Raw genomic sequence first — 24,275 nt, 5'->3', positions numbered from 1 at the left:
AACGGACCGACCCTAGCCGCAGTCGGCCGGTCACGAAGTGTGGTCATCCACACACGTGCCGCGGCCTCTTGTTGTCCGTTTCCTCCTTTGCCCAGCCCTCCGCGTGGGCAAGGATCAAGGCCATGGACCTGCTCGACGCTCTGGTGGAGAAGGGGCTCCGACGTGAGCCGCCGACCCGTGAAGAAGCCCTCGCCGTGCTGGCGACCTCCGACGACGATCTGCTCGATGTGGTGGCCGCGGCGGGCCGGGTGCGCCGCCACTGGTTCGGCCGCCGGGTGAAGCTCAACTACCTGGTCAACCTCAAGTCCGGTCTCTGCCCGGAGGACTGCTCCTACTGCTCCCAGCGGCTGGGGTCGAAGGCGGAGATCCTCAAGTACACCTGGCTCAAGCCGGAGGAGGCGGCCGCGGCGGCCGCGGCCGGTGTGGCGGGCGGCGCGAAGCGGGTGTGCCTGGTGGCGAGCGGGCGCGGGCCCACCGACCGGGACATCGACCGGGTGTCGCGGACGATCGAGGCGGTCAAGGAGCAGAACGAGGGCGTGGAGGTCTGCGCCTGCCTGGGGCTGCTCGGCGACGGGCAGGCGGAGCGGCTCCGCGAGGCGGGCGCCGACGCGTACAACCACAACCTGAACACCTCCGAGAGCACCTACGGCGACATCACCACGACGCACACCTACGCGGACCGCGTCGACACCGTGGAGAAGGCGCACGGCGCGGGCCTGTCGGCCTGTTCCGGCCTGATCGCCGGCATGGGCGAGAGCGACGAGGACCTGGTGGACGTGGTCTTCGCGCTGCGCGCGCTGGACCCCGACTCGGTGCCGGTGAACTTCCTGATCCCCTTCGAGGGCACGCCGCTGGCCGAGGAGTGGAACCTCACCCCGCAGCGGGCGCTGCGGATCCTGGCGATGGTGCGGTTCGTCTGCCCGGACGCCGAGGTGCGGCTGGCGGGCGGCCGCGAGGTGCACCTGCGGACGCTGCAGCCGCTGGCGCTGCACCTGGCCAACTCCATCTTCCTGGGCGACTACCTGACCAGTGAGGGCCAGGCGGGCCGGGCCGACCTGGAGATGATCGCCGACGCCGGGTTCGAGGTCGAGGGCACGGACACGCGCACCCTGCCCGAGCACCGCGCCGGGCACGCGGGCTGCGGCTCGGTGTGCGGCCAGGAGTCCGACGGCTGCGGTCACGAGGCGGTGGCATGCGGCGGATGCACGGCGGCGAGCGCCGGGGCCGCGACGGCATGCGGCGGGTCCACGGCGGCGAGCGCCGGGTCGGCGGCGGCCGACGGCCGGGAGGGGCCGGGGAGCGGGGGCCGCGGCACGGGCGTCCCGGCCCCGGCCCCGTCGCCGCGGACCGACCTGGTCGCCGTGCGCCGCCGCGGCGCGGGAACGGACGTCGCGCCCAATGCCTGAGCTCGACCCCGAGGCGCTGCTGTCCCTGGACCGGGCGCACGTGTGGCACCCGTACGGGCCGATGCCGGGCCGCGCGGATCCGCTGCTCGTGGAGTCCGCGTCCGGGGTGCGGCTGCGCCTCGCCGAGGAGGCGTACGGGCGCCGCGAGTTGATCGACGGCATGTCGTCCTGGTGGTCCGCGGTGCACGGCTACAACCACCCCGTGCTCAACGGGGCCGCGACGGCCCAGCTCGGCCGGATGAGCCACGTCATGTTCGGCGGTCTCACCCATGAACCGGCGGTGCGGCTGGCCGCCCGCCTGGTGGAGATCACCCCCGAACCGCTGCGGCACGTCTTCCTCGCCGACTCGGGCTCGGTCTCGGTCGAGGTGGCGTTCAAGATGTGCCTGCAGTACTGGCGTTCGCTGGGCAGGCCCGGCAAGCGGCGGCTGCTGACCTGGCGCGGCGGGTACCACGGCGACACCTGGCAGCCCATGTCGGTGTGCGACCCGGAGGGCGGGATGCACGAGCTCTGGCAGGGCGTCCTGCCCCGTCAGATCTTCGCGGACCCGCCGCCCGCCGGGTGGGACGAGGCGTACGCCCGGCGCCTGACCGACCTGGTCGCCGCGCACGCCGACGAGACCGCGGCCGTGGTGGTCGAGCCGGTGGTGCAGGGCGCCGGCGGCATGCGCTTCCACTCCCCCGCCTACCTGCGGGTGCTGCGCGAGGCGTGCGACGCGCACGACGTGCTGCTGGTGTTCGACGAGATCGCCACGGGCTTCGGCCGCACCGGCGAACTGTTCGCGGCCGACCACGCCGCCGTGGCCCCGGACGTGATGTGCCTCGGCAAGGCGCTGACCGGCGGCTACCTGACGATGGCGGCGACCTTGTGCACCACGCGGGTGGCGGAGGGCATCTCGCGCGGCGAGGTGCCCGTCCTGGCCCACGGCCCCACCTTCATGGGCAACCCGCTGGCCGCCGCGGTCGCCCTCGCCTCCGTCGACCTGCTGCTGCGGCAGGACTGGCGGCAGGAGGTCAAGCGCCTGGAGGCGGGGCTGCGCGAGGGGCTCGCGCCCGCCCGGGAGCTCGCGGGGGCGGCGGACGTCCGGGTGCTGGGGGCCATCGGGGTGGTCCAGCTGGACCACCCCGTCGACATGGCGGCGGCCACCGCCGCGGCGGTGCGCGAGGGGGTCTGGCTGCGGCCCTTCCGCGACCTGGTGTACGTGATGCCGCCGTACGTCACCGATGACGACGACCTGGCCCGGATCTGCCGCGCGGTGTGCGCGGCGGCCGCGGCGGGCTGAGCCGGCGAGGCAGGAACAAGAGGAACGACATGTCAGTGATCGTCGTATCGGGCACGGGAACCGAGATCGGCAAGACCGTGGTGACCGCGGCCGTGGCCGCGCTGGCGGTGGCGGCCGGCCGTTCGGTCGCGCTGCTCAAGCCGGCCCAGACCGGGCTGGCGGCGGACGAGCCCGGCGACGCTGCCGAGGCCGCCCGCCTGGCCGGGGAGCCCGGTGCCGTGACCGCCGTCGAACTGGGCCGCTACCCGGAACCCCTGGCGCCGGCGACCGCCTCCCGGCGGGCGGGGCTGCCTCCGGTCAGGCCGCTGCAGATCGCGGACGCCGTCGAGCGGCTGTCCGCCGACCACGACCTGGTGCTGGTGGAGGGCGCGGGCGGGCTGCTGGTCCGCCTGGACGAGCGGGAGGCCACCCTGGCCGACGCCGCGGTGCTGCTCCGGGCCCCCGTCCTGGTCGTGGCGCCCGCGGGCCTGGGGACGCTCAACATGGCGGCGCTGACCGCGGAGGCGTTGCGGTCGCGGGGGCTGGAGCAGCTCGGGGTCGTCGTCGGGAGCTGGCCGCGCCACCCGGACCTGGCGGCCCGCTGCAACCTGGCCGACCTGCCCCGTGTCGCGGGAGCGCCGCTGCTGGGCGCGGTCCGGGAGGGCGCGGGGGCGCTGGCCCCGCGGCTCTTCCGCGAGGCCGCCGCGGAATGGCTGTCCCCCCGCCTGGGCGGCCGGTGGGACCCCTCGGCGTTCGTGGCGACCCACGGGCCGACGGCGGACACGCTCCCGGGCTGACCTCGCCCGCGGCGCGTGCCCGAGGGCCGTGCCCGGGGGCGTACCAGGGAGCCGTGTCCTGAGGGGCCGGCCCGTGCCATCATCCGGTGCCATGACCGCATCCGCTCCCTTCGTGCGCCCCTACCGCCCCTCCGACCGTCCGGCGGTGGGCCGCGTCTGCGTGCTCACCGCCCATGACGGAGGCGACGCCACTCCGCACTACAGCGACACGGCGATACTTCCGACGCTGTTCGCCTACCCGTACGTGGACCGTGAGCCGGAGCTGGCGTTCGTCGTCGACGACGGCGCCGGCGAGGCGGTCGGCTATGTCCTCGGCACCGCCGACACCGCCGGTTTCGCCCGCTGGTTCCGCGACGACTGGCTTCCCGGGGCCGCCGAGGCCTATCCGCCGCCCCCGGCGGCCGACGGCGGCGGGCGCACCCCGGACGAGGTGATGGCCGCGCTGCTGCACGACCCGGAACGCATGGTCCGGCCGCAACTCGACCCGTTCCCGGCCCACCTGCACATCGACCTGCTGCCCACCCACCAGGGCCTCGGTCTGGGCCGCGCCCTGATGGAGGCCTTCCTCGACGCCCTCCACGAGGCCGGTGTCGAGCAGGTCCACCTGTGCATGTCCCGCGCCAACACCCGCGCCCGCGCCTTCTACGACCGCATGGGCTTCGAGGAGCTGGAGGTCCCCGACGACGGCCCCGTCTGGTACCTGGGCCGCCCCACCGCCCGGACTCCCGGCGCCCCCCGCCCCTGACCCGGGCGCGGGCCGCGCGACCACCACCGCGACGTCGTCGCGACGGCGGGACGCGTTGTCGGTGCCGGTCCCTAAGGTGGGGACATCAGCTGGACCGAGGACGGTCCACGCCGGGACGCGCGATCCCGGTCGCAGCTGTGCGGCAACTGGCCAGGCCTCCTCCACCACCCACCGTGCCCCCTCATGCCCTTTTCCGGGCCGCGGGGAACGAACCGAAGGGAATCGACGCGATGAGCACGACGGCAAAGGCCCGGCTGAAGAAGCACCTGGTGAACCACGTGGCCCTCGTCATCGACAAGTCCGGGTCCATGCAGGGCCACTCGGACCAGCTCGTACGCGTCGTCGACGAGTTCGTGAAGGGCCTCGCGGAGGAGTCGGACCGTCTCGGCCACGAGACCCGGATCAGCCTCTACGCCTTCGACCACCTGGTGGAGAACCTCGTCTGGGACATGGACGTCAAGCACCTCCCCTCCATGCGGGGCCTGTACACCGTCGAGAACGGCGCCACGGCGCTGATCCAGGCGTCGGTGAAGGCGCTGGACGACCTCGGCCACATCTGGGAGGAGTACGGCGAGCACAGCTTCCTCCAGGTCGTCGTCACCGACGGCGAGGAGAACGCCTCGGGCGCCGACACGACGGGGTCGCGTCACGACCACCTGCCCGACGGCCGTGCCGTGCTGGAGGGGTGGCGCACCAGGATCGCCGAGAAGCTGAACAGCCTGCCGGACCACTGGACCTCGGCCATCATGGTCCCCAACTCCCTGGCCAAGCGCACGGCCCAGCAGTACGGGTTCCCCACGGGCAACATCTCGATCTGGGACGCGGACTCGGCGCAGGGCGTCGAGGAGGCCATCGGCACGGTCAAGTCGGCCGCCACCCGGTTCCTCCGGGACCGCGAGCAGGGCGTCCGCGGCACCCGGAACCTGTTCGCGATGGGCCAGGACCTCAGCACGGCCGCCGTGACGTCCACGCTGCAGGCGCTGGACGCCGGCAAGTACGTGCTCATACCCGTGGACCAGCAGTCCGGGATCCGTGACTTCGTCACCCGGGCCGGGCACCCCTACACGACCGGGTGCGCCTTCTACGAGCTGTCCAAGCGGGAGAAGATCCAGGCCGGCAAGAAGATCGCGGTCGCGGAGAAGGACCCGGTCACCGGCCGGACGACCGGCAAGGTCTTCACCGGTCCGGCCGCCCGCCGGCTCCTCGGCCTGCCGGAGACCGAGGTCACCGTCACGCCCGGCCACAACGAGGCGTACACGATCTTCGTCCAGTCCACCTCGGTCAACCGCAAGCTGGTCGCCGGCACCAAGCTGCTGGTCCTCCTCTAGCCCGCCGCCGGCCCGCGGGGCCGGGCCGCCGCCTCGACGGGCCGTACGCCGGGGCGGCGGCTCCTGCGTGTCCCGTGTCCGGTGTCCGCGCGTCAGGCGCCGGGCGGTTCGTCGTACAGGTCGTCGTACAGGTGCCCGCGCAGGTGCCCGCGCACATACCGGTACAGGTCGTCGACCAGCTTGAACCCGTCCTCGATCCATGCCAGTTCGGTGCGGGCGCGGGCGATCAGCCCGTCGTAGGCGTAGACCTTGAACCGCACGGCGAGTTCCGCCTCGCGCTCGCTCAGCTCGGCCAGCCGGGCGGCCAGGGTGGGGTGGCTGCGGTCGACCAGCGCGGCCCGGGTCACCTCGAGCATGCTCAGCTGCTCCTGCCAGTAGGCCCGTTGCCGGCCGAGCTGCTCCCGCACCGCCTCCGGGTCGGCGAAGTCGAAGTAGGCCGCCTTCAGATAGGCCGGGTCGCGCTGCCGCTGCGGCGTCTGCGGTGACCTCATCCACTCCCGGAACTCCGCGAGGCCCGCCTCGGTGACGTGGTACTCCTTCTTGGTCCCCTTCCTGCCCCAGGGCACCTCGGCCGAGGTGAGCAGGCCGTCCCGCTCCATCCGGTTGAGCTCGGGATAGATCTGCGAGTCCGGGGCGTGCCAGACATGGGCCACCGAGCGGCTGAAGCTCTTCGAGATGTCGTACCCGGTCATCGGGCGACCGGTGAGCAGCGCGATCAGCGCGTAGCGCAGCGACAAGGCACTTCCCCCTTTCCGGACTGATCAAGGTACACACTCTTGTCACTCACTATGGGCATAGCTAGTTTGTGAGCCGCACAACACATACCTCTCTCCATAGGGAGTTCCATGTCGCTGCCCACCTCCCCGCCTGCCTCCCCGCCCGCATCCCCCTCGCCCGCGCCCGCGCCCCCGGCCACCGCCGCGGCGAAGATCTTCAACTTCCCCCGCAACGCCTGGTACGTCGCCGCCTGGGACCACGAGGTCACCGGCAGGCAGCCGCTGGCCCGGACGGTCGCCGGCGTGCCGCTGGCGCTGTGGCGCAACACCGAGGGCCGTGCGGTCGCCCTCGCCGACGCCTGCTGGCACCGCCTGGCGCCCCTGTCGAAGGGCACGATCCTCGGCGACGAGCTGCAGTGCCCGTACCACGGCCTGCGGTACAACTCGACCGGCCGCTGCACCGGCATGCCTGCGCAGGAGACGATCAACCCCAGCGCGGTGGTCCCCTCCTACCCCGTCGTCGAGCGCCACCGGTACGTGTGGGTGTGGGTCGGCGATCCCGACCTGGCCGATCCGGCCACCGTGCCGGACATGCACCGGATGGACCACCCCGGGTGGGCGGGCGACGGCGAGACCATCCACGCCGAGTGCAACTACCAGCTGATCCTCGACAACCTCATGGACCTCACCCACGAGGAGTTCGTGCACTCCTCGAGCATCGGCCAGGAGGAGTTGTCCGAGGCCGAGTTCGACGTCACCCATCAGGGCCGCACGGTGACCGTCACCCGGTGGATGCGCGACATCGACGCGCCGCCGTTCTGGCTGAAGAACATGCGGGACAAGTTCCCGGGCTTCTCCGGCAAGGTCGACCGCTGGCAGATCATCACCTTCGAGGCGCCGGGCACCATCTGCATCGACGTCGGCGTGGCGAAGGCGGGCACCGGCGCGCCCGAGGGCGACCGCAGCCAGGGCGTGAACGGGTTCGTGATGAACACGATCACCCCCGAGACCGACCGCACCAGCCACTACTTCTGGGCGTTCATGCGCGACTACCGGCTGGACAGCCAGACCATCACCACCCAGCTGCGCCAGGCGGTGCACGGGGTCTTCGGCGAGGACGAGGACATGCTGCGCGCCCAGCAGCGCGCCATCGACGCCAACCCGGACCACGAGTTCTACAGCCTGAACATCGACGCCGGAGGCATGTGGGTGCGCCAGATCCTGGAGCGCATGCTCGCGGCCGAGGGACGCCCCTCCGCCGTGCCCGGCGCGGGCCGGGGGGTCTGACATGGCGGTCCAGACCCGTGCGCGACGACAGCGGGCCCGGGTGGTCGAGGTCTCCGACGCCGCCGTCGGCGTCCGCCGGATCGTCCTGGCTCCCGAGCACCCCGAGCACGCCGCGCCCGGCACCCACGTCGACGTCGAGATCGGGGACGGCGCCGCCGGGGTGCGCTCCTACTCCGTGGTGCGCTCCGAGGACGGCGGCCGCCGGCTGACGCTCGGTGTGCAGCTCTCCCCCACCTCGCGCGGCGGCTCGGCGGCGATGCACCGGCTGCGGGCCGGGGACGAGCTGACCCTCACCGGGCCCCTGCAGAACTTCCCGCTCGCGGTCGGCGCCGGCCGGTACGTGCTGGTCGCCGGCGGCATCGGCATCACGGCGGTGGCCGCGATGGCCTCGGTCCTGCGCCGACGCGGCGCCGACTACGAACTGGTGTTCGTCGGCCGGAGCCGGACGGTGATGGCCTTCCTCGACGAGCTGGCCGCCGAGCACGGCGACCGCCTGCGGGTGCACGTCGACGACGAGGGCACCCGTCCGGTGGTCGACGACCTCGTCGCCCGCGTCGCCGGGACGCCCGCCGCCGGGAGCACCGAGCTCTACATGTGCGGCCCGATCGGGCTGATGAACGCCGTGGCGCGCAGCTGGGCCGGGCACGGCCTGCCCGCCACCAACCTCCGCTTCGAGACGTTCGGCTCCGGCGGCCGGTATCCGGCCGAGGAGTTCCTGGTGCGTCTGCCCCAGTTCGGCCGGGAGATCACCGTCGCCCGCGACACGTCGATCCTCGACGCCCTGGAGGCGGCCGGCGTCGAGACGCTCTCGGACTGCCGCAAGGGCGAGTGCGGACTGTGCCTGGCGAAGGTGACCGGCTCCACCGGCACCGTCGACCACCGCGACGTCTTCCTGAGCGACGCCCAGAAGGAGCGCTCCGACCGGCTCTGCCTCTGCGTCTCCCGCGCGGTCGCCGCCGGCGGCGACCCGGACGGACCCGCCGTCCTCACCCTCCACCTCACCTGACCCGGGCACCACCCGCACGGATCCCTCACCACCTGGACACCCATGAACATCGCTGCACGCATATCGCAGACACCGATGAGCGGCTACCAATGGCTGATCGTCGCGCTGTGCACCTTCATGAACTGCCTGGACGGCTTCGACGTGATGGCCGTCGCCTTCACCGGGCCCTCGGTCACCGAGGAGTTCGGGCTCAGCGGCTCGGAGTTCGGCCTGCTGGTCTCCGCCGGCCTGATCGGGATGGCGATCGGCTCGATGCTGCTCGCCCCCTTCGCCGACCTCGTCGGCCGCCGCCCGCTGATCCTCGTCAGCCTCGCTCTCGGCACCGTCGGCATGTTCGGCGCGGCGATGGCCCCGTCCGTGACGGTGATGGGTGTCTGCCGCCTGGTGACCGGCATCGGCGTCGGCGGCATCCTCGCCAGCACCAACGTGATCGCCAGCGAGTTCTCCAACGCCAGGAACCGCGGCCTGGCCATCGGCATCTACACCGCCGGATACGGCATCGGCGCCACCGCGGCGAGCCTGGTCGCCAAGGCCACCGTGGGCGGCGACTGGCGGATCGTCTTCTACGCGGGCGGCTTCGGCACCCTGCTCGCCCTGATCGTCATCGCCGTCGTCCTGCCCGAGTCGGTCGCCTTCCTGGAGCAGCGCCGCCCCGCCGGGGCGCTGGAGCGGATCAACCGGACCCTGGCGCGGATGCGCATGGAGGCCGTCACGGAGGCCGAGCTCGACCGGGCGGCCACGGCCCGCGAGGGCGCCGAGGGGCGGTCCTCGGGCTGGCTCAAGCAGCTGCTGGCCCCGACGGTGCTCCTCTGGCTGACCTTCGTCACCATCATGTTCGGCTTCTACTTCGTCAACAGCTGGACGCCCACGCTGCTGGTGGAGGAAGGGCTGTCCGAAGGCGCGGCGGTGACCGCGGGCATGGCGATCTCCATCGGCGGCACGGTCGGTTCCGTCCTCTACGGCGTCGCCGCCCGGGTCCGCACGCCGCGCGTGGTGCTCATCGGCTTCTCCCTCCTCTCCGCCGCCATGATGATCGCCTTCATCGTCAGCACGTCGGTGCTGTGGCTCGGCTTCGCCGTCGGTGTGGTCGTCGGCGCGCTGATCAACGGCTGCATCGCGGGCGCGTACACGGTCGGTCCGCCGCTCTACCCGGCCAACGTCCGCAGCGTGGGCATGGGGTGGGCCCTCGGCATGGGCCGCATCGGCGCGATCCTCTCCCCGACCGTCGCCGGGCTGATCAAGGACGCGGGCGCCACCGCCACGCAGCTCTACGTCGGCGCGGCCCTGGTCGTCGGCCTCTGCTCCCTCTGTCTGGTCGCCCTGCGCCGGCACGACCCCGAGTCCGCGCCCGGCACCGCCCCGGTCAAGGAACCGGCCGCCGTCTGACGTGCGTCCGCCCGGAACCCCGCCCCGCAGGCGGGGTTCCGGCACAAACCCTTTTCCCCGTCCCCGACCGCTGCCCTACGGTGGCCCGGTGAAGAACGACCGGCGTCTGCGCCGCCTCGTGGTGGACGGGGTCACCTGGCACTGGACCGTCCGCCGACGCGTGCGACCGGTCTACGCGGACTGCCGGACGGTCCTCACCCTCTTCGCCCCCGCGGCGGCGGGCGGCCCGGGCCGGCGCCGCCGGCTGTCCCTGGTCTTCGCCCCGACCCCGACCGGCGTCATCTCGAACTGCTGGTTCGAGTCGGGCACGGTGATCCGGCTCCCGGACCGGCAGTGGCTCAACCTCTACGAGCCGCGTGCCGTCCGGCGGCTGCTCCGGGCCGCGACCCCCGCCCTCCGCTCGGCGCCGCCCCACCAGGACGTGGAACTGGACGGCTGGCCGTGCTTCACCACGGTCGTGGGGTGACGTCCGGGCTCGCGCTCCTCCGGCTCTCCCGCAGCCTCTCGGTCCACGCCCGCTGTTCCGGCGTGTCGGGAACGGCGCGTCCCCGCGCCTCCTCGATCCGCCGCCAGGCGACCGCGGGGTCGACGCCGTCCAGGACGAGCAGCGAGGCGGCGAGGAGCGACGCCCGCCCGATGCCGAAACGGCAGTGGGTGACCACGTGTTCCCCCTCGCGCAGCCGCGCGGCCAGGCCCCGCAGCACCGGCAGGACCGTCGCGGCCTCCGGGACGGCGCGGTCGGGGACGGGTATCGCGACGAACCGCAGCCCCGCCGCCCCGGCCGCCTCGCCCACCCCGGCGAGCCCGAGCTCGTCCCGCTCGTGCCGGGTCAGCGCGCACACCAGGACGTCGACGCCGGCTCGGCGCAGCGCCCTCATCTCGTCGTCGAGCCAGTCCCCGCCCCGCGGCTTGGCCATGGTGCTCAGCGGCCCGAGGCCGGGCAGTTCGACGGTGTGCAGGGCGGGACGCATGGCGGGGCTCCTCGGGTGACGCGGCGTGGACGACGGCGGCAACGGCTCCGAGCGGGCCCGTGGCGTGAACGCGGCGGCGGTGGGACCGGCCTCCTGCCGTCCCCGCCTGCCACACCGTCAGAGCAGGTGCTCGCCCCGCGGGTACTGGTACTCGGTGGTGATCGGCCGCCCGGTGGACAGGCCCAGACTCTCGCGGAGCGTGAAGGCGGTACCGGCGGCATGATCCGCCCACGCCTGTTCGGCAACATAGCACTGGGCGGTGAAGTCGTCGACGCTCTCCGTCTCCTTCAGCTTGTCCCACTCCTGACGGGCGAGGTCGACCCGGTCGGCGAGCCGTGCGGCGATCGGCTCCTCCGCCTCCTCCCACTCGTGGTCGCGCAGTTGGTTGGCGAGCAGCCACAGGTGGCTGGAGACGTCGGACGCCCACCACTGGTAGGCCCCCAGGTACTCCTCATCGACTCCCACGACCGGTACCTGGGCGAGGGCGGCGTTCACCTGTCCGGCGGCTTCCAGTTAGGCGCGCTGGTGAGGATCGAGCGCGCTCCCGTCCTGGCGGAGCGACCCGGTGAGCCGGTCACCCGTCGACGCCGGGGTGAACACGCAGACCGCGCCGCGCTCGCCGCGCGCCCAGTCCTCCTGCGCCGGATAGAAGTAGCCGAACGCCGCGTGCGCGTAGAGCTTCCACGCGTCCGGGCTGTAGGAGTGCATCTCCTCGGCGCACCGCTCGTCGACGACGGCGGCCACCTCGTCCTCGCCGGGGTAGGACCCGGCGGGGAGGTCGAAGCGGGCATAGGCCTCGCCGTCGTGGGGGTCGTCGCAGGACGCCTCGTCGACGTCGGGGACCTCGTGGGTCCCGAGGTCCGCGTCCTCCGGCGCGGCGCGCTCGTCGAAGCAGTCGCCCGGCTCGAGCGCGATGGCGGCGGTCCTCGGAGCGCCGAGGCCCACCTTCCGGGCGACGCCTTCACGGAGGTCCGCCCCGACGCCGGTGGTGAGGACCAGGACCGTGAGCAGCGCGCCGACCGCGAAGAGGGCGATGCCGGCGATCGCCATGCCCCGGCCGCGCCGCTCCGTCCCCCTGGTCCGGGAGAGGGGGGCGGTGACCACCGGTGCGTCGGTGTCAGGACTGCCGGGTCCGTGGGGGTGTTCGTGCTGCTCGGTGGCCATGGGGCGTGCTCCTCGAACGGAGGTGACGTGTCGACGGGTGAACGAGGAGCGCATGCTAGGCGAACGTCCGTTCCCCTGCGCGCTCGGGGTGCCGGATCCCGCGCTCCTGCGCGCTGGTGCATGCTGAGCGGTGGCCCACACCGGAGGAGACGTTCCGCATGCCCACCCACCACGCCGTCGACCACGTCGAACTCGGCGTCACGGACCTCCCGGCGACGAAGGCGTTCTCCGCGGCCGCCTTCGGCCGGACGTTCAACGACCACGGCCCCGCCCACGCGGGCATCGTGGCCCCCGACGGCGGGGGCGATGTGGGAGGGCTGAACGCGTCACGGGAGCCGGGGCGGGCCGGGCCCCTGGTGCTGCCGTTCTCGCGGGGCCTGGACGCCACGGCGGAGGCGATCACCGCGGCGGGGGGCGCCGTGGTCGAGGGCCCCTACGCGTTCCCCGGCGGCCGTCGGCTCCATTTCCTGGACCCGAGCGGCAACGAACCGGGCGTCCGGGCGTCCTCGTGACGGTCCTGGTCATCGGCGGCAGCGGCTTCCTCGGCACCGAACTGGTCCGCCGGGCGACCGCGGCCGGACACGCGACGGCCGCGTCGTTCGCCTCCCGGCCGGGGACCGTCCCGGACGCGGAGTGGCACCGGCTCGACCTCCGGGATCCGGTGGCCGTCACCCGGCTGATGTCCGAGGTGGCCCCCTCCGTGGTGGTCAACGCGTCCAGCGGCGGCTCCGACTGGTCGGTCACCGCGGACGGCGCGGTCCACGTGGCGCTGGCGGCCGCCCGGCAGGGGTGCCGTCTGGTGCACGTCTCGAGCGACGCGGTGTTCTCCGGGGCGCGGGGGCGCTACGACGAGACCTGCCTGCCCGACCCCGTCTCCCCCTACGGCGCCGCGAAGGCCGCCGCCGAGACCGCGGTGCGGCTCCTGCTGCCCGGGGCCGTCGTGGCCCGCACCTCGCTGATCTTCGGTCACGGCCGTTCCGCCCACGAACGCCTGGTCCACGACCTCGCGGCCGGCACGCGGGAGGGGGTCCTGTTCGCCGACGACGTCCGCTGCCCCGTCCACGTCGAGGACCTGGCCGACGCCCTGTGGGAGATCGCGCTGTCCGACACGGCGGGCGTGGTCCACCTCGCCGGGCCGGACGCCCTGAGCCGCTTCGAGCTGGGCCTGCTCGTCGCCCGGCGCGACGGCCTCGACGGCACCCGGCTGCGCGCGGGCCGACGGGCCGGCAGTTCCGTGCCCGGTCCCCTCGACGTCCGGCTCGACTGCGACGCGACCCGGCGGCGGCTGCGCACCCGGCTCCGCGGGGCGCGCGCGTTCCTCGCCGCCGGCTCCGACCGCCCGCCGCCCCTCGGCTGAGACCTGGTCCGGTTCCTCCGCGGTCACGGGGCCGGACGGGCCGGGGGTACGGTCGTGGCCCGACCGTACGAGACGTCCCCCGGAGCGACGATGACCGATGCCAGGCCGGACGCCGCGTCCGCCGTACCTCCCGGCACGGGACCGGCCCTGCGGCCCCCGAGCCGGGCGGTGGACCGCCGCGCGGTCCTCTGGTGGACCGCGCAGGCCTTCCTCACCGTCGTCCCGCCGGTCCTCGTGCTGTGCGTGCTGGCCCTGCTGATCCCTCCGGCCCGCGGATGGCTGGTGTTCTCGGCGGCCGTCGTCGGTGTTCCCGGGCTGCTCTGCACGGCCGTGATGCCGGCCTGGCGGTTCCGGGTGCACCGCTGGGAGACGACCGGGGAGGCGGTGTTCACCCGGGCGGGCTGGGTGCGGCAGCAGTGGCGGATCGCGCCGCTGTCGCGCATCCAGACGGTCGACACCGTCCGGGGGCCGCTGCAGCAGTTGTTCGGGCTGTCCAGCGTCACCGTCACCACCGCCTCGGCGGCGGGGCCGGTGACGATCGACGGCCTGAACCACGCGCTCGCCCGTGACCTGGCCGAGGAGCTGACCCGCATCGCCCGGGCGACCCCGGGAGACGCGACATGAGCACCTCCGGCGCCGCCGGCTGGCGGCGCCTCGACCCCCGGATCGTCGTCGCCACCGCCGTCTGGTGCGCGCTGCTGGGCGTCGTCGCCCTCGCCGTCCTGTGGTGGCGCGACGCACCGTGGTGGCTGTACGCGGCCGTCCCGCCGGCCGCGCTCGGCCTGCCCGCCTACGAGGGGGTCCGCTGGCACCGCACGACCTACCGCCTCACCTCCGAACGCGTCGAGCTGAGGACCGGTGTGGCGGTGCGCAGCCACCGCTCCGTCCCCCGGCAGCGGATACGGAGCGTGGACGTCTCCGCCAACCCGGTGCACCGCCTGCTCGGCATCCGCACGGTCAGGATCGGCACCGGTCACCACGTCGGTTCCGGGCAGGACGCGGTGCTCACCCTGGACGCGCTGGCCGTCCGGGACTCCGACGCGCTGGGCGAGCGGCTGCTGCGCGGCCGGGGCGCCGGCGAGGACGGCGGCGGGCGCGTCACCCTCGCCCGGATCCGGTGGGGCTGGCTGCGGTTCGCCCCGCTGTCGGTCGTGCCGCTCCTGCTCGGCCTCAGCGCCGTCGGCGGCCTCCACAACCTGCTGGACCTCCTCGGCGCCGAACCCGACACCGTGCTGGTCCCGCGCCTGATCTCCTGGCTGACCGGCTCGGCCGACCTGCTCACGGTCGTCCCGCTCGTCGTCCTGGCGGTGCTGGCGACCGGGGTCGTCGGCGCTCTCGGGCTGTACGTCGAGATGTGGTGGGACTTCCGCCTGACGCGCGAGCCGAACGGCACGCTGCGCGCCGCCCGCGGGCTGGTGGTGACCCGCTCGGTGTCGCTGGAGGAGGAGCGGCTGCGCGGGGTGGAGATCGCCGAGCCGCTGCTGCTGCGCCGGGGCGGCGGCGCCTGCACCTACGCGGTCGCCACGGGCGCGGGCACCGTGGAGGAGGAGACGCGCGGCCACGACAGCAGCGCGCTGCTGCCTCCCGCTCCGCTCGCCGAGGCGCACCGGGTCGCCGCCGCGGTCCTGGGCGAGGACCGGGACCCGACCGAGTCGGTGCGCCTCCTGCCGCACACCCGGCACGCCCTGCGCCGCATGCTGCGCCTGGTCCTCCTGACGGGCCTCGGCCTCGGCGGCGTCCTGGTGCTGCTCGGGGCGCTGCTGACGCCCGTCCTGGTGCACGCCGGCTGGCTCGCGGCCCTCGTGGTCTGGGCGGTCGGCACGCCGTTCGCCGTCGACGCCCACCGCAACCTCGGGCACGGCGTCACCGGCCGCCACCTGGTCACCCGGCACGGCACGCTGAAGCGCCGCACCATCGCCCTGCGCCGCGACGGGGTGATCGGCTGGAACATCACTCAGTGGGCGTGGCACCGCCGCTCGGGGCTGAGCCGGCTCACCGTCACCACGGCGGGCGGGCGCGGCGCCTACCACGTCAAGGACGTCCTGCTCCCGGAGGGACTGCGCTTCGCCGACGAGGCCGTTCCGGGGCTGCTGGAGCCCTTCCTGGTCCGGACACCGGTCGTGCCGGGGCCGCGGACCGCCCGTGGGCTCGGTCCGCGTCCGCATGCCGAGGGGGCCCCGTGACGAGCGGGTTCACCGAGTTGGCCGTCGACTGCCGCGACCCGGAGCGGCTCGCGGCCTTCCGGGTGCCCGACGGCAAGTCGGTGGAGAACCCCCTCCACCTCGACGAGTTCGACGTGCTGCGCACGCCGGCGCCCGTCGCCGGCTGACCGGTTCCGGGCGCCGCCCCTCAGCACTGCCAGAGGAAGGCGCCCTCGCCGCAGGGACCGCAGACGAAGGCGTACGCCGTCCCGTTGCCGCCGAAGTTCATCGCCGTGGCGTGGTTCGGGCCTTCCTCCAACTGGGCCACCAGGTCCATGTGCCGGTCGCAGCTCCCGCACGACGGCGTCTCGTCGGCCTGCAACCACAGCGGGCGCCCGCCGAGTTGGCCCAGCACGTGCCGCAACGACCGTCCGTCGACGCCGGCCCACTCCTCGCGGGCGCTGCCGTAGTCGTCCAGCGGGGACTCCGCCAGGTCCACGGCGTTGGCCTCCCCGAGGAACAGCATCTCCTCGCTCTCCGCCGCCGGCGCGGGGATCGGCGTCAGCCCCTCCGCGGGGTACAGGCGCAGCGCGTTCGCCCCGTCGGTCGGGCTCCACGCCTCGCACATGCCGGGGTCGGTCTGGCACATGAAGAGCGCCATGACCAGCCCGGCCGACCCGTCCGGCCCGTCCGGCCCGTCCGCCCGTGCCGTGGGGCGCGCCGGGCCGTCGAGCAGGAACTGGGCCAGGAACTGCATCGGCCCCTCGCAGTCGGCGCACATCGGCCACGCCGTCCCGGCGGGGGCCAGCGGCACTCCCCCGGTACGCGTGACCAGCGCCTCCCGGTCCGCGGGCCCCGCGTAGGTCAGCAACGTCGTCGTCATGTCCGGGACACTACCGGGCCCACTCGGCCGCACCGCCGGCCAGGTCGGCGGAAGCGCGCGCGGCCTACGCGGCCCCGGCTCCGGCGCCCTTGTAGACCTGCCGCGCGTGCCACTCGACGTGCACCGGTGCCGGTCCCGGCCGTCCGGGCCGGGGAGCGGCCACCGGCCGCCCCCGGAGCGCGTCGACCGCCCGGCCCGCCTCGCTGCGGGCCACGTACACCGGGGACACCTGGATGCGCAGGTCGGGCCGGAGCCCGAGCACCCCGGCGTCGAACAGGGTGTGGTGCAGGGCGCACAGCGCCAGCCCGTTGGCGACCTCGTCGGGCCCGTCCTGACTGTGCCACCGGACGTGGGCGGCCTCGAGCCCCACCGGATGCCGGCCGAGGGCCCCGTCGAATCCGCAGAAGGCACAGGCGTACGCGTAGGCCGCCAGGACCTCTTCCGTGAATCCCGCGCGCCGCTTCCGGCGTCCGCGCCCCACGGCCAGGTCCGTGACGCCGCCGAGGACCGCGGGGTCCAGGCCGACGGCCTCGCGGATCACCGGCTCGAGCGCGGGGGTGAAGTGCTGGTCCATCAGCAGCCGGACGGCCTGTTCCGGCACCCCGGGCCGGGCCGGCAGCAGCTCCACGTGGGTGCGTCCCGTCGCGGCGAACCTGCCCAGCAGCCACAGCACCAGCAGCGGTTTGTGCGGCGCCCGTCTGCCGCCGACCTGCGCCTGCCGCAACGCGGCGAGGCGGCGCATCAGTTCGTCCCGCGTCATCCGCCCCGGCCCGGCCCCCGCCCGCGAGCTCCCCCACGCCGCCCCCTGTCGTCCGTGCGCGGTGCCCGTCTCTCCCCCGCGCCACGGTGCAGCACTATAAGCTGACGATCTTTCTGCGCCGGGTGCGGTGCGGTCGGCGCGACCCGCCACGGCGTCGGCACCGGCCGAGGCCGCGCCGGCCTTCTCCTCGCCACCTCCCCGGAGGATCCCTTGGACGTCACCGCCCTCGCCCGCCCCGACCGGCTCTGGTCCGTCGAGGAGGTGCTGAGCAGCCCCAGCCCGGTCCCGGCTGCCGCCGGGGTGTACGGCTGGCACTTCGAGGAGCCCCCGCACCCCGAGCTGCCCGGCCGGCGGCTGCTCTACGTCGGCATGGCTCCGCGTCGCACGACCACCAGGACCAGCACGCAGAACCTGGCCACGCGGGTGCGCTACCACTGCCGGGGCAACGCCGCGGGCTCGACGCTGCGGCTCTCGCTCGGCTGCCTGCTGGGCCTGGAACTCCGCCGGGTCGGCAGCGGGCGGCGCCTGACCTTCGGCAGGGAGGGCGAGGCCGAGCTGAGCCGGTGGATGGCGGACAACGCGCGCGTCTGCTGGGTGGAGCACGCCGAGCCCACCGCCCTCGAGTCGCGGCTCATAGCCGAGCTCGACGTGCCGCTGAACATCGACCAGAACAGCCACAACGCCTTCTACCGGCGGCTCCGGGAGATCCGGGCCCAGGCCCGCTCCCGGGCACGGGAGTTGCCCGTCGCCTCGTAGCGGGGGCGGCGCCGGTCACGGAGTCCGGCGGGCCGCCTCCCGCGCCCCTGCCGCGCGGAGGATCCCGGCAGCCTCGGAGTGCGGTCCGTCGTCCGCCCGTTCCGGCGGGGACCTGCCGGTGCCGTGGTCCTCGCGCAGGTGGGGATCGGCGCCATGGGCCGGCGGTTGCCGGATCGTCGCGGTGTGCCCCCATCCGCCCTTCCGGCGGGGTCCGTCACCCGCCGTGCGAAGGACCCCGCCGCAGGCGGACGACGCCCAGCCACACGGCGCCCAGGACGACCAGGAACAGCGGCAGCGCGCCGGGCTCGCCCTCCGTGGTGATCATGAGCACCATCAGCGCGAGCCCGATCACGGTGACGCCTGCCGGCACGGCCGTCTTCATCGAGTTCTCCCCGGGATGGATCGCGACACATATCTATCGACTATCGGTAGTGATCTATCGAATGTCAATAGGTGACGCTGCGCCTCGGGAGCGCGCCCGGCAGGGAAGCCGACGTCCCGTCCGGTCACACCGCTTCGAGCAGCTGCGGCCCGTTGCTGCGGGTGTTGTTCACCGCGATGGAGACGGGACGCGCGGCGAGGCGGCCCTCGGCGGGCTGGGTGAGGAGGTCGCGGAGGTGCTCCGTGTCGTCGTGGTGGGGGTCGAGCCAGGCCTCGTAGTGGTCGGGGGTGAGGGCGAGCGGCATCCGGGGGTGGACGCGGCCGGCCGCGTCGGTGGCCTCGGTGGTGATGATGGTGCAGGTCAGCAGCCAGGCGGCCGGGTCGTCGCCGTCCTTGACCTCGGGGTTGCGCCAGTACTCGTACAGCCCGGCGAGGGCCATGACCTCGCCGTCGGCGGGGTGGATGAAGTACGGCTGTTTGCGGACCTTGCCGGTCTTCTCGTCCTTCAGCTGCTCCCACTCGTAGAACCCGTCCGCGGGGAGCAGGCAGCGGCGGCGGGCGAAGGCGGTGCGGTAGGCGGACTTCTCGTGGACGGTCTCCACGCGGGCGTTGATCATGCGCGAGCCGATCTTCGGGTCCTTCGCCCACGAGGGCACCAGGCCCCAGCGCAGGGTCCGCAGCTCCCGGCGGACCGGCGTGTCCTCCTCGGCCCCCTTCCGGGCGCGCTCCAGGACGGCGTACACCGGGTCGGTGGGAGCCACGTTCCAGCTCTGCTCCAACGTCTCCTCGGGGCGCCATTCGGCGACGTCGAAGAGCTTGGTCAGTTCCTGAGGGCTCCGGGTGGAGACGTATCGGCCGCACATGCCCCCACTCTGGCACGGCCCGCCCCGGAGCCGGGGGCGTTCCCCGTCCCGCCTGCTCCCTCCGGGTGCGAGGGCCCCCGGCGCGGAGGGAGAATGGAAGGGCGCGGGCGATCCCCTGCCCCGCGCGCCCCATACCGAGATACCCGAAGTACCGAAGTACCAAGAAGCCGACAAACCGAGAAACCGAGAAATCGAGACACCGAGCGCGAACGGTCCTTCGCGCCACGATTCTGCTCGGCCCTGCCGGACGTCGCGTGCCCCTGAATCCGTCCGCCGCTCACGGACCCCGGACAGAGGTGTTCGCATCATGGACGCGACGGTGCTGGACAGGCTGCGCCAGGCGATGCGGGGCGAGGTGGTCGCCCCCGGTGACATCGGATACGACGAGGCACGCAGCGTCTACAACGCGATGGTGGACCGGCGCCCCTCCGCGGTGGCGCGCTGTGTGGACGTCGGCGACGTGCGGGCGGTGCTGTCGCTGGCCCGGGACACGGGCGCGGAGCTGACCGTGCGCGGGGGCGGCCACAGCGGGCCGGGGCTGGGGGTGGCGGACGGCGCGGTGGCCCTCGACCTGTCGCCGATGCGCTGGGTCCGGGTGGACCCCGAGGCGCGCACCGCCCAGGTGGGGGGCGGCAGCCGACTGGGCGACCTGGACCACGCGGCGCACACCTTCGGCCTCGGCCTGCCGTCCGGGATCAACTCGACGACCGGGGTGAGCGGCCTGACCCTGGGCGGCGGCCACGGGCACCTCACCCGCACGTTCGGCCTGACCGTCGACAGCCTGCTCTCCGCCGACGTGGTCCTCGCCGACGGCTCCTTCGTGACCGCCTCCGAGGACGAACACCCGGACCTCTTCTGGGCGTTGCGCGGCGGCGGCGGAAACTTCGGGGTGGTCACCGCATTCACCTTCCGGCTGCACCCGGTGGACACGGTGACCGTGGGCCTGACGGCGTGGCCGGTCGACCGCGCGTCCGACGTGCTGCGCTGGTACCGCGAGTTCCTGCCGTCCGCGCCCGAGGAGCTCAACGGGTTCTACGCCGCGATGGCCGTGCCGCCCGGGCCGCCGTTCCCGGAGGAGATGTACGGGCGGACCGTGGCGGCGGTGGTCTGGTGCTGGGCCGGGGAGCAGGAGGGCGATCGGCTGGAGCGGCTGCTCGCCTCCGTGAACGACCCGGCGCCGCCCGACTTCCACTTCACCGCGCCCATGCCGCTGCCCGACCTGCAGAGCATGTTCGACGACCTGCTTCCCGCGGGCCTGCAGTGGTACTGGCGGGGCGACTTCTTCGACAGCATCTCCGACGGGGCCGTCGAGGTGCACCAGCGGTTCGGGGCGGACCTGCCGAGCGGGCTGTCGACGATGCACCTCTATCCGATCGACGGCGCCGCCCACCGGGTGGGCGCCGACGACACGGCCTGGGCCTACCGGGACGCCGTCTGGTCCGGCGTGATCGCGGGCATCGACCCGGACCCGGCCAACGCGGAGGCGCTGCGCCGGTGGTGCGTGGACTACTGGGAGGCACTGCACCCGCACTCGATGGGGGGCGGCTACGTCAACTTCATCGGCGAGAACGAGGGGACGGAGCGTGTCCGGGCGACGTACCGGAGCCATTACGACCGGCTGGCCGAGGTCAAGCGCGCCTACGACCCGGAGAACCTCTTCCACCGGAACCAGAACATCCGTCCCGCGGCGGCCTGAGCCGGTCCGCCTGGGCGGTCCGTCTGGGCCGGGTGCCCTGAGCCGGTCCACCTCCGCTTCGGACCGGGAGCACGGACCGGAAGCACGGGCCCGGAGCACGGCGAAACCCGCTGGTCACCTCCGCTGGCCGACGCTAGCGTCGGTCTCCCGGCGGGCGCTTCCGGCGTCCGCCCAGGCCGAGAGAGCCCGAGCGATGACCAGCCGCCGACCGACGACGACCCTGTGGCGCCCCACCGGCCCGAAGGAACTGGAGCTGGTGCGCGAGTCGGGATGGAGCGCCTGGCCGCCGCGGCTGCCGGAGCAGCCGATCTTCTACCCGGTGCTCGCCGAGGACTACGCGGTGCGGATCGCGCGGGACTGGAACGTCAAGCACGACGGGGCCGGCTACGTCACGCGGTTCGACGTCGACTCCGCCTTCCTGCGCCGCTACCCGGTCCAGCAGGCGGGCGGGCGCACGATCCTCGAGCTGTGGGTGCCTGCCGAGGAGCTGGACGAGTTCAACGCGCACATCGTCGGCGCGATCGAGGTCGTGCACGAGTTCCGCTGAGGGGCGGTCAGGTCAGGTTCAGTCCGCCGTCCAGCACGACGACCTCCCCGGTGAGGTAGGCCGCGGAGATCAGGGAGGCCACCAGGTCGGCGACGTCCGCGGGCCGTGCGGGGCGGCGCATGGGCGAGCGCTCGCGCCAGAGTGCGTGGGCGTCCGCCCAGTCCCGCGTCATGGGCGTGTCCACCAGTCCCGGCGCGACCGCGTTGACCCGCACGTCGGGGCCGAGGGCGGCGGCGAGCAGCCGTGTCACGTGGTTGAGCGCGGCCTTGCTCGCCGCGTACGGCACGGAGGAGCCCTTGGGGCGCACCCCGGCGTGGCTGGTGATGTTGACGATGCTGCCGCCACCGGGGGCCTCGCGCAGGGCGGGGAGCGCGGCGGTGCAGAGCACCCAGGGGGCGATCAGGTTGACCTCGAGCAGGCGCCGCCAGTCGGCGGGGGTCGCGGCGGCGAGGTCGTCGTGCGGGACGGGCCAGCTGATGCCGGCGTTGTTGACCAGCACGTCCAGTCGTCCGCACCGGTCGAGCGCGGTGCCGACCAGCGCGCGGGCCTCGTCCTCCACCTCCAGGTCCGCCCGCACGTACTCCCCGCCGAGTTCGGCCGCCAGTGCCTCGCCGGCCGCAACGCTGGTGCGCGAGTGCACGACGACCCGCATCCCGTCGGCCGCCAGCCGGCGCGCGACGGCCTCCCCGATGCCCGACGTCGACCCGCTGACCAGGGCGACCGGCCGTTCCGCTCGTTCGTTGCTCATTCCGCGGATCCTGTCACGCCGACGCCCGCGAACTCGGGGGTGGTGCTCCGTCAGCGGGTGCAGACGACGGCGACGAGGGTGAACGACGCGTAGAACGGGCCCTGGGCGAGGTCCGTGATCCAGCGGCGGCCGCGGTCGGGGGCGATGTGGCCGTCGTCGATCGCGCGCCGGGTGTTCCTGCCCAGGCCGAGCACGTGGTCGGCCTCCTGGAAGTGGCGGGGAATTCCGGCCGGGGTTTTCGGGCGTGACACCGGTCGGCCGCGATGTCTGGCGTTCGCATTCCCGGTAGTCGCGGGATCTCAGTAGTACCGCAGCCCGTTCCAGGTGCGCGGGCCGACGATGCCGTCGACGAGGAGTCCGTAGTCGGACTGGAAGGCGCGGACCGCCGATCGCGTGCCGGGTCCGAAGACGCCGTCGATCCCCGAGTGGCCCACGTTGTAGCCGAGGGCCAGCAGCAGGCACTGGGCCTCGCGGACCGTGACACCGGTGGACCCGTACGAGACGGTGGGCGGGACGACGCGCTGGTCGAAGCCGCAGTACCAGCCGGCGGGTCCTCCCGGCGCCTCGGCGCTGCCGGAGGGGCCGGTGGTGGGTTCGGTCGTCACCGTGCCCCCGGACGCGCCGCCGCGGGTCCGGCCGCCGCCGCGGCAGTGCCGTCGGCGGGCACGGGGGCGAGCGGTGCCCGGGGTACGGGGCGACGGAATTCCATCGTGGTGGCCTTTCGGTGACGGAAAGACTGCCTTCCGGTCCGGCGACGCATGTCTTGTGATTCCCTCGCCGTGACGACGATCCTTGTCACGTGCCGTCACGGCGGCAATGGGAGATCAACGGGCGTGACGCGATCCTTTCCACGTCGTTCCGCCACGCTCGCCTGATCAGCCCCCGTGACCGCCGGTACCCCGGTCGGGAGCCGAATGGCCGGATCGGGCAGGGATGTGGATGGGGAGAGCCGCTGGTCCGTCGTCGAGGCGGCGGTCCTCGCAATGCACGGGCACCCCCTCGGGGAGCCCACGCGGAGATCGCGCGGGCCGCGACCGAACCCGCTCCCGACCACCACCTCACGGCCTGCGAGGCGCTGCGCGCGGGGCTCGGCTACCCCCGAACCGGTCGCGTGGGCCGAGGTGTTGCCGACCCCCTGAGCGCGGGAGCTGCGGCGCGGTGCCGCCACCGGGGACGACGTCACGTCGTCCCGCACCTGGCGCGGAGGAGCTCCACGCCCTCGCCCCGGAGGTCGTCGCAGTGCGCGGCGCGGCCGGTCATGGCCATCACCAGGGCCGACGTGGGGCCGGAGACCCGCGCCCCCGTGCCCGTCGCGAAGGCGCCGTCCTCGGCGACGAGCCGCAGACCGCCGATGCGGCCCTTGGCGACGACCACCATGTCGGTGCCCGCGTAGTACTCGGCCAGCCGGGTGACCACCTCGACCGGGTAGGCGCGGGTGATGCCCAGCGGGCGCCGGATGTCCTCGCCGTGGACGACCGTCTCGCCCAGCATGGCTATGGGGGGCAGCGGCGGCTTGGTGGTGCTCCGCACGATGCTCCGGAAGCGCTCCAGGGTCGCGGCGGGGGTGGGGCCGAGCTGTTCGGCCAGGCGCATGGCGACCTGCCGGTCGAAGTCGAAGCGGCAGCGGATCACTCCGGCCATCCAGCGCACGGCGTTGAGGCGGGCGCCCGCGGTGAGGTGGGCCAGCACCTCGCGCACGGTGAGGCCGGCGCACAGCGACGGCGTCTCCCACCGTTCCTCCGGGAGGGAGGCCAGGTCGGCCGCCAGCGCGGCGCGTTCGGTGTGGATCGAGCGCCAGACGTCCGCCGTCGTCGCCAGGTCGGTCATGGAGGGTCTCCTGTCTCGGGGCGCGGCCCTCACCGCGGAGGAAAGGGCGCCGGGAGAAGGGTGACTCCGGTGACGGCGGTAAGTGATCGCTCCCGGTGCTCCTGATTCTCCACGACCGCGGTGCCTCCCGCCCCGGAGAAACGACCGGTGCCGCTCGGACCTCCGCCGCACGCTGGAGTGGCTCGGCCGGATGCGCGGCTGACCCGAACGCCCCGTGACCTCCGTGGCCTCCGTGACCTCCCCCTTCAC

29 protein-coding genes and 1 pseudogene are annotated in these 24,275 nt (G+C 73.9%); 17 read left to right on the top strand and 13 right to left on the bottom strand.

The features are described from left to right. The first annotated feature begins 122 nt into the window (after nucleotides 1–122). From bioB to ABZ836_RS25045, 5 genes are all read left to right on the top strand, one after another. Nucleotides 123–1,406 (top strand): biotin synthase BioB, encoded by a 1,284-nt coding sequence (gene bioB / locus ABZ836_RS25065; protein ID WP_361145663.1) that lies wholly within the window; start codon nucleotides 123–125, stop codon nucleotides 1,404–1,406. Continuing rightward, nucleotides 1,399–2,688, top strand: coding sequence for an adenosylmethionine--8-amino-7-oxononanoate transaminase (locus ABZ836_RS25060; protein WP_361145660.1), 1,290 nt, complete (start codon nucleotides 1,399–1,401; stop codon nucleotides 2,686–2,688). Before bioB ends, ABZ836_RS25060 begins: the two co-directional genes overlap by 8 nt. 29 nt (nucleotides 2,689–2,717) lie before the next feature. After that, nucleotides 2,718–3,464, top strand: a complete 747-nt coding sequence (gene bioD / locus ABZ836_RS25055) for a dethiobiotin synthase (protein ID WP_356131798.1) — start codon at nucleotides 2,718–2,720, stop codon at nucleotides 3,462–3,464. Between the two features lie 91 nt (nucleotides 3,465–3,555). Further along, entirely contained in the window at nucleotides 3,556–4,209 is a 654-nt protein-coding gene (locus ABZ836_RS25050; protein WP_361145656.1) for a GNAT family N-acetyltransferase, read from the top strand. A 230-nt stretch (nucleotides 4,210–4,439) separates the two neighbouring features. Further along, a complete protein-coding gene (locus ABZ836_RS25045; protein ID WP_356131792.1) occupies nucleotides 4,440–5,537 on the top strand; it encodes a vWA domain-containing protein in 1,098 nt (365 codons plus the stop codon). Between the two features lie 92 nt (nucleotides 5,538–5,629). Here ABZ836_RS25045 and ABZ836_RS25040 read toward each other — a convergent pair whose 3' ends face one another. Next, nucleotides 5,630–6,274, bottom strand: coding sequence for a PadR family transcriptional regulator (locus ABZ836_RS25040; RefSeq protein WP_356131789.1), 645 nt, complete (start codon nucleotides 6,272–6,274; stop codon nucleotides 5,630–5,632). Nucleotides 6,275–6,382: 108 nt separating this feature from the next. Between ABZ836_RS25040 and ABZ836_RS25035 the strand changes: the two genes are divergently transcribed. From ABZ836_RS25035 to ABZ836_RS25020, 4 genes are all read left to right on the top strand, one after another. Further along, on the top strand, nucleotides 6,383–7,540 hold the full coding sequence (locus ABZ836_RS25035; RefSeq protein ID WP_356131786.1) for an aromatic ring-hydroxylating dioxygenase subunit alpha: 1,158 nt from the start codon (nucleotides 6,383–6,385) through the stop codon (nucleotides 7,538–7,540). Between the two features lies 1 nt (nucleotide 7,541). Beyond that, complete coding sequence (locus tag ABZ836_RS25030; RefSeq protein ID WP_361145652.1) at nucleotides 7,542–8,546, top strand: PDR/VanB family oxidoreductase; 1,005 nt, start codon at nucleotides 7,542–7,544, stop codon at nucleotides 8,544–8,546. A gap of 75 nt (nucleotides 8,547–8,621) precedes the next feature. Next, a complete protein-coding gene (locus ABZ836_RS25025; RefSeq protein WP_361145649.1) occupies nucleotides 8,622–9,932 on the top strand; it encodes an MFS transporter in 1,311 nt (436 codons plus the stop codon). A gap of 88 nt (nucleotides 9,933–10,020) precedes the next feature. Then, entirely contained in the window at nucleotides 10,021–10,398 is a 378-nt protein-coding gene (locus ABZ836_RS25020) for a hypothetical protein (protein ID WP_361145646.1), read from the top strand. Here ABZ836_RS25020 and ABZ836_RS25015 read toward each other — a convergent pair. From ABZ836_RS25015 to ABZ836_RS25005, 3 genes are all read right to left on the bottom strand, one after another. Next, a complete protein-coding gene (locus ABZ836_RS25015) occupies nucleotides 10,379–10,903 on the bottom strand; it encodes a tyrosine protein phosphatase (protein WP_361145643.1) in 525 nt (174 codons plus the stop codon). The genes ABZ836_RS25020 and ABZ836_RS25015 overlap by 20 nt on opposite strands. Before the next feature lie 117 nt (nucleotides 10,904–11,020). Then, on the bottom strand, nucleotides 11,021–11,368 hold the full coding sequence (locus ABZ836_RS25010; protein ID WP_361145640.1) for a hypothetical protein: 348 nt from the start codon (nucleotides 11,366–11,368) through the stop codon (nucleotides 11,021–11,023). A 48-nt stretch (nucleotides 11,369–11,416) separates the two neighbouring features. Continuing rightward, complete coding sequence (locus tag ABZ836_RS25005; protein ID WP_361145637.1) at nucleotides 11,417–12,067, bottom strand: septum formation family protein; 651 nt, start codon at nucleotides 12,065–12,067, stop codon at nucleotides 11,417–11,419. A gap of 158 nt (nucleotides 12,068–12,225) precedes the next feature. Between ABZ836_RS25005 and ABZ836_RS25000 the strand changes: the two genes are divergently transcribed. The 5 genes from ABZ836_RS25000 (at nucleotide 12,226) to ABZ836_RS24980 (ending at nucleotide 15,753) form a co-directional block, all read left to right on the top strand. Then, complete coding sequence (locus ABZ836_RS25000) at nucleotides 12,226–12,579, top strand: VOC family protein (RefSeq protein ID WP_356131768.1); 354 nt, start codon at nucleotides 12,226–12,228, stop codon at nucleotides 12,577–12,579. Next, on the top strand, nucleotides 12,576–13,424 hold the full coding sequence (locus tag ABZ836_RS24995; RefSeq protein ID WP_356131765.1) for a sugar nucleotide-binding protein: 849 nt from the start codon (nucleotides 12,576–12,578) through the stop codon (nucleotides 13,422–13,424). Before ABZ836_RS25000 ends, ABZ836_RS24995 begins: the two co-directional genes overlap by 4 nt. A 90-nt stretch (nucleotides 13,425–13,514) precedes the next feature. Beyond that, nucleotides 13,515–14,048: a PH domain-containing protein gene (locus ABZ836_RS24990; protein ID WP_361145633.1), complete on the top strand. Its 534-nt coding sequence runs from the start codon at nucleotides 13,515–13,517 to the stop codon at nucleotides 14,046–14,048. Further along, complete coding sequence (locus ABZ836_RS24985; protein ID WP_361145630.1) at nucleotides 14,045–15,607, top strand: PH domain-containing protein; 1,563 nt, start codon at nucleotides 14,045–14,047, stop codon at nucleotides 15,605–15,607. The genes ABZ836_RS24990 and ABZ836_RS24985 overlap by 4 nt, the downstream gene beginning before the upstream one ends. Then, nucleotides 15,604–15,753: a hypothetical protein gene (locus ABZ836_RS24980; RefSeq protein ID WP_361145627.1), complete on the top strand. Its 150-nt coding sequence runs from the start codon at nucleotides 15,604–15,606 to the stop codon at nucleotides 15,751–15,753. The genes ABZ836_RS24985 and ABZ836_RS24980 overlap by 4 nt, the downstream gene beginning before the upstream one ends. 20 nt (nucleotides 15,754–15,773) lie before the next feature. Here ABZ836_RS24980 and ABZ836_RS24975 read toward each other — a convergent pair whose 3' ends face one another. Together ABZ836_RS24975 and ABZ836_RS24970 are read right to left on the bottom strand one after the other, a co-directional pair. Then, a complete protein-coding gene (locus ABZ836_RS24975) occupies nucleotides 15,774–16,448 on the bottom strand; it encodes a hypothetical protein (protein ID WP_361145624.1) in 675 nt (224 codons plus the stop codon). A 64-nt stretch (nucleotides 16,449–16,512) separates the two neighbouring features. Next, the gene (locus ABZ836_RS24970) at nucleotides 16,513–17,208 is read right to left on the bottom strand and encodes an HNH endonuclease (protein ID WP_361145622.1); all 696 of its coding nucleotides are present in this window, start codon (nucleotides 17,206–17,208) and stop codon (nucleotides 16,513–16,515) included. Nucleotides 17,209–17,418: 210 nt separating this feature from the next. Between ABZ836_RS24970 and ABZ836_RS24965 the strand changes: the two genes are divergently transcribed. Beyond that, nucleotides 17,419–17,964, top strand: coding sequence for a GIY-YIG nuclease family protein (locus tag ABZ836_RS24965; RefSeq protein WP_361145619.1), 546 nt, complete (start codon nucleotides 17,419–17,421; stop codon nucleotides 17,962–17,964). 15 nt (nucleotides 17,965–17,979) lie between these two features. Here ABZ836_RS24965 and ABZ836_RS24960 read toward each other — a convergent pair. The 3 genes and pseudogenes from ABZ836_RS24960 to ABZ836_RS24950 form a co-directional block, all read right to left on the bottom strand. Continuing rightward, nucleotides 17,980–18,141, bottom strand: a pseudogene (locus ABZ836_RS24960) (ankyrin repeat domain-containing protein); the annotation flags it as partial. A 37-nt stretch (nucleotides 18,142–18,178) separates the two neighbouring features. Beyond that, nucleotides 18,179–18,346 carry a hypothetical protein gene (locus ABZ836_RS24955; protein ID WP_356131747.1) on the bottom strand — a complete coding sequence of 56 codons (168 nt, stop codon included), beginning with the start codon at nucleotides 18,344–18,346 and terminating at the stop codon, nucleotides 18,179–18,181. Between the two features lie 124 nt (nucleotides 18,347–18,470). Continuing rightward, nucleotides 18,471–19,208 (bottom strand): SOS response-associated peptidase, encoded by a 738-nt coding sequence (locus ABZ836_RS24950; RefSeq protein WP_361145616.1) that lies wholly within the window; start codon nucleotides 19,206–19,208, stop codon nucleotides 18,471–18,473. A gap of 307 nt (nucleotides 19,209–19,515) precedes the next feature. Between ABZ836_RS24950 and ABZ836_RS24945 the strand changes: the two genes are divergently transcribed. Next, nucleotides 19,516–20,904: an FAD-binding oxidoreductase gene (locus ABZ836_RS24945; RefSeq protein ID WP_361145613.1), complete on the top strand. Its 1,389-nt coding sequence runs from the start codon at nucleotides 19,516–19,518 to the stop codon at nucleotides 20,902–20,904. A 193-nt stretch (nucleotides 20,905–21,097) separates the two neighbouring features. Next, entirely contained in the window at nucleotides 21,098–21,451 is a 354-nt protein-coding gene (locus tag ABZ836_RS24940) for a hypothetical protein (RefSeq protein WP_361145610.1), read from the top strand. Between the two features lie 7 nt (nucleotides 21,452–21,458). Here ABZ836_RS24940 and ABZ836_RS24935 read toward each other — a convergent pair whose 3' ends face one another. The 4 genes from ABZ836_RS24935 to ABZ836_RS24920 all read right to left on the bottom strand — a co-directional run bounded on the left by ABZ836_RS24935 (nucleotide 21,459) and on the right by ABZ836_RS24920 (nucleotide 24,026). Then, nucleotides 21,459–22,199, bottom strand: a complete 741-nt coding sequence (locus ABZ836_RS24935; protein WP_356131738.1) for an SDR family oxidoreductase — start codon at nucleotides 22,197–22,199, stop codon at nucleotides 21,459–21,461. Nucleotides 22,200–22,249: 50 nt separating this feature from the next. Beyond that, nucleotides 22,250–22,450: a hypothetical protein gene (locus ABZ836_RS24930; RefSeq protein WP_356131736.1), complete on the bottom strand. Its 201-nt coding sequence runs from the start codon at nucleotides 22,448–22,450 to the stop codon at nucleotides 22,250–22,252. A gap of 48 nt (nucleotides 22,451–22,498) precedes the next feature. Then, nucleotides 22,499–22,804, bottom strand: a complete 306-nt coding sequence (locus ABZ836_RS24925; RefSeq protein WP_356131733.1) for a peptidoglycan-binding domain-containing protein — start codon at nucleotides 22,802–22,804, stop codon at nucleotides 22,499–22,501. Between the two features lie 574 nt (nucleotides 22,805–23,378). Next, nucleotides 23,379–24,026 (bottom strand): maleylpyruvate isomerase family mycothiol-dependent enzyme, encoded by a 648-nt coding sequence (locus ABZ836_RS24920; protein WP_361145605.1) that lies wholly within the window; start codon nucleotides 24,024–24,026, stop codon nucleotides 23,379–23,381. Between the last annotated feature and the right edge of the window lie 249 nt (nucleotides 24,027–24,275).

The organism is Streptomyces sp. NPDC047130 (assembly GCF_040643475.1).
GTDB lineage: Bacteria > Actinomycetota > Actinomycetes > Streptomycetales > Streptomycetaceae > Streptomyces.
Note: the sequence above shows the minus strand (reverse complement) of the source record. Positions and strands in the feature narration are given on the sequence as shown.

Bases quoted from the DNA above. Each gene is read 5' to 3' on its own strand.
- bioB (WP_361145663.1), top strand. From the start codon at position 123: ATGGACCTGCTCGACGCTCTGGTGGAGAAGGGGCTCCGACGTGAGCCG.
- ABZ836_RS25060 (WP_361145660.1), top strand. From the start codon at position 1,399: ATGCCTGAGCTCGACCCCGAGGCGCTGCTGTCCCTGGACCGGGCGCAC.
- bioD (WP_356131798.1), top strand. From the start codon at position 2,718: ATGTCAGTGATCGTCGTATCGGGCACGGGAACCGAGATCGGCAAGACC.
- ABZ836_RS25050 (WP_361145656.1), top strand. From the start codon at position 3,556: ATGACCGCATCCGCTCCCTTCGTGCGCCCCTACCGCCCCTCCGACCGT.
- ABZ836_RS25045 (WP_356131792.1), top strand. From the start codon at position 4,440: ATGAGCACGACGGCAAAGGCCCGGCTGAAGAAGCACCTGGTGAACCAC.
- ABZ836_RS25035 (WP_356131786.1), top strand. From the start codon at position 6,383: ATGTCGCTGCCCACCTCCCCGCCTGCCTCCCCGCCCGCATCCCCCTCG.
- ABZ836_RS25030 (WP_361145652.1), top strand. From the start codon at position 7,542: ATGGCGGTCCAGACCCGTGCGCGACGACAGCGGGCCCGGGTGGTCGAG.
- ABZ836_RS25025 (WP_361145649.1), top strand. From the start codon at position 8,622: ATGAGCGGCTACCAATGGCTGATCGTCGCGCTGTGCACCTTCATGAAC.
- ABZ836_RS25015 (WP_361145643.1), bottom strand. From the start codon at position 10,903: ATGCGTCCCGCCCTGCACACCGTCGAACTGCCCGGCCTCGGGCCGCTG.
- ABZ836_RS25005 (WP_361145637.1), bottom strand. From the start codon at position 12,067: ATGGCCACCGAGCAGCACGAACACCCCCACGGACCCGGCAGTCCTGAC.
- ABZ836_RS25000 (WP_356131768.1), top strand. From the start codon at position 12,226: ATGCCCACCCACCACGCCGTCGACCACGTCGAACTCGGCGTCACGGAC.
- ABZ836_RS24990 (WP_361145633.1), top strand. From the start codon at position 13,515: ATGACCGATGCCAGGCCGGACGCCGCGTCCGCCGTACCTCCCGGCACG.
- ABZ836_RS24985 (WP_361145630.1), top strand. From the start codon at position 14,045: ATGAGCACCTCCGGCGCCGCCGGCTGGCGGCGCCTCGACCCCCGGATC.
- ABZ836_RS24975 (WP_361145624.1), bottom strand. From the start codon at position 16,448: ATGACGACGACGTTGCTGACCTACGCGGGGCCCGCGGACCGGGAGGCG.
- ABZ836_RS24970 (WP_361145622.1), bottom strand. From the start codon at position 17,208: ATGACGCGGGACGAACTGATGCGCCGCCTCGCCGCGTTGCGGCAGGCG.
- ABZ836_RS24955 (WP_356131747.1), bottom strand. From the start codon at position 18,346: ATGAAGACGGCCGTGCCGGCAGGCGTCACCGTGATCGGGCTCGCGCTG.
- ABZ836_RS24950 (WP_361145616.1), bottom strand. From the start codon at position 19,208: ATGTGCGGCCGATACGTCTCCACCCGGAGCCCTCAGGAACTGACCAAG.
- ABZ836_RS24945 (WP_361145613.1), top strand. From the start codon at position 19,516: ATGGACGCGACGGTGCTGGACAGGCTGCGCCAGGCGATGCGGGGCGAG.
- ABZ836_RS24940 (WP_361145610.1), top strand. From the start codon at position 21,098: ATGACCAGCCGCCGACCGACGACGACCCTGTGGCGCCCCACCGGCCCG.
- ABZ836_RS24935 (WP_356131738.1), bottom strand. From the start codon at position 22,199: ATGAGCAACGAACGAGCGGAACGGCCGGTCGCCCTGGTCAGCGGGTCG.
- ABZ836_RS24920 (WP_361145605.1), bottom strand. From the start codon at position 24,026: ATGACCGACCTGGCGACGACGGCGGACGTCTGGCGCTCGATCCACACC.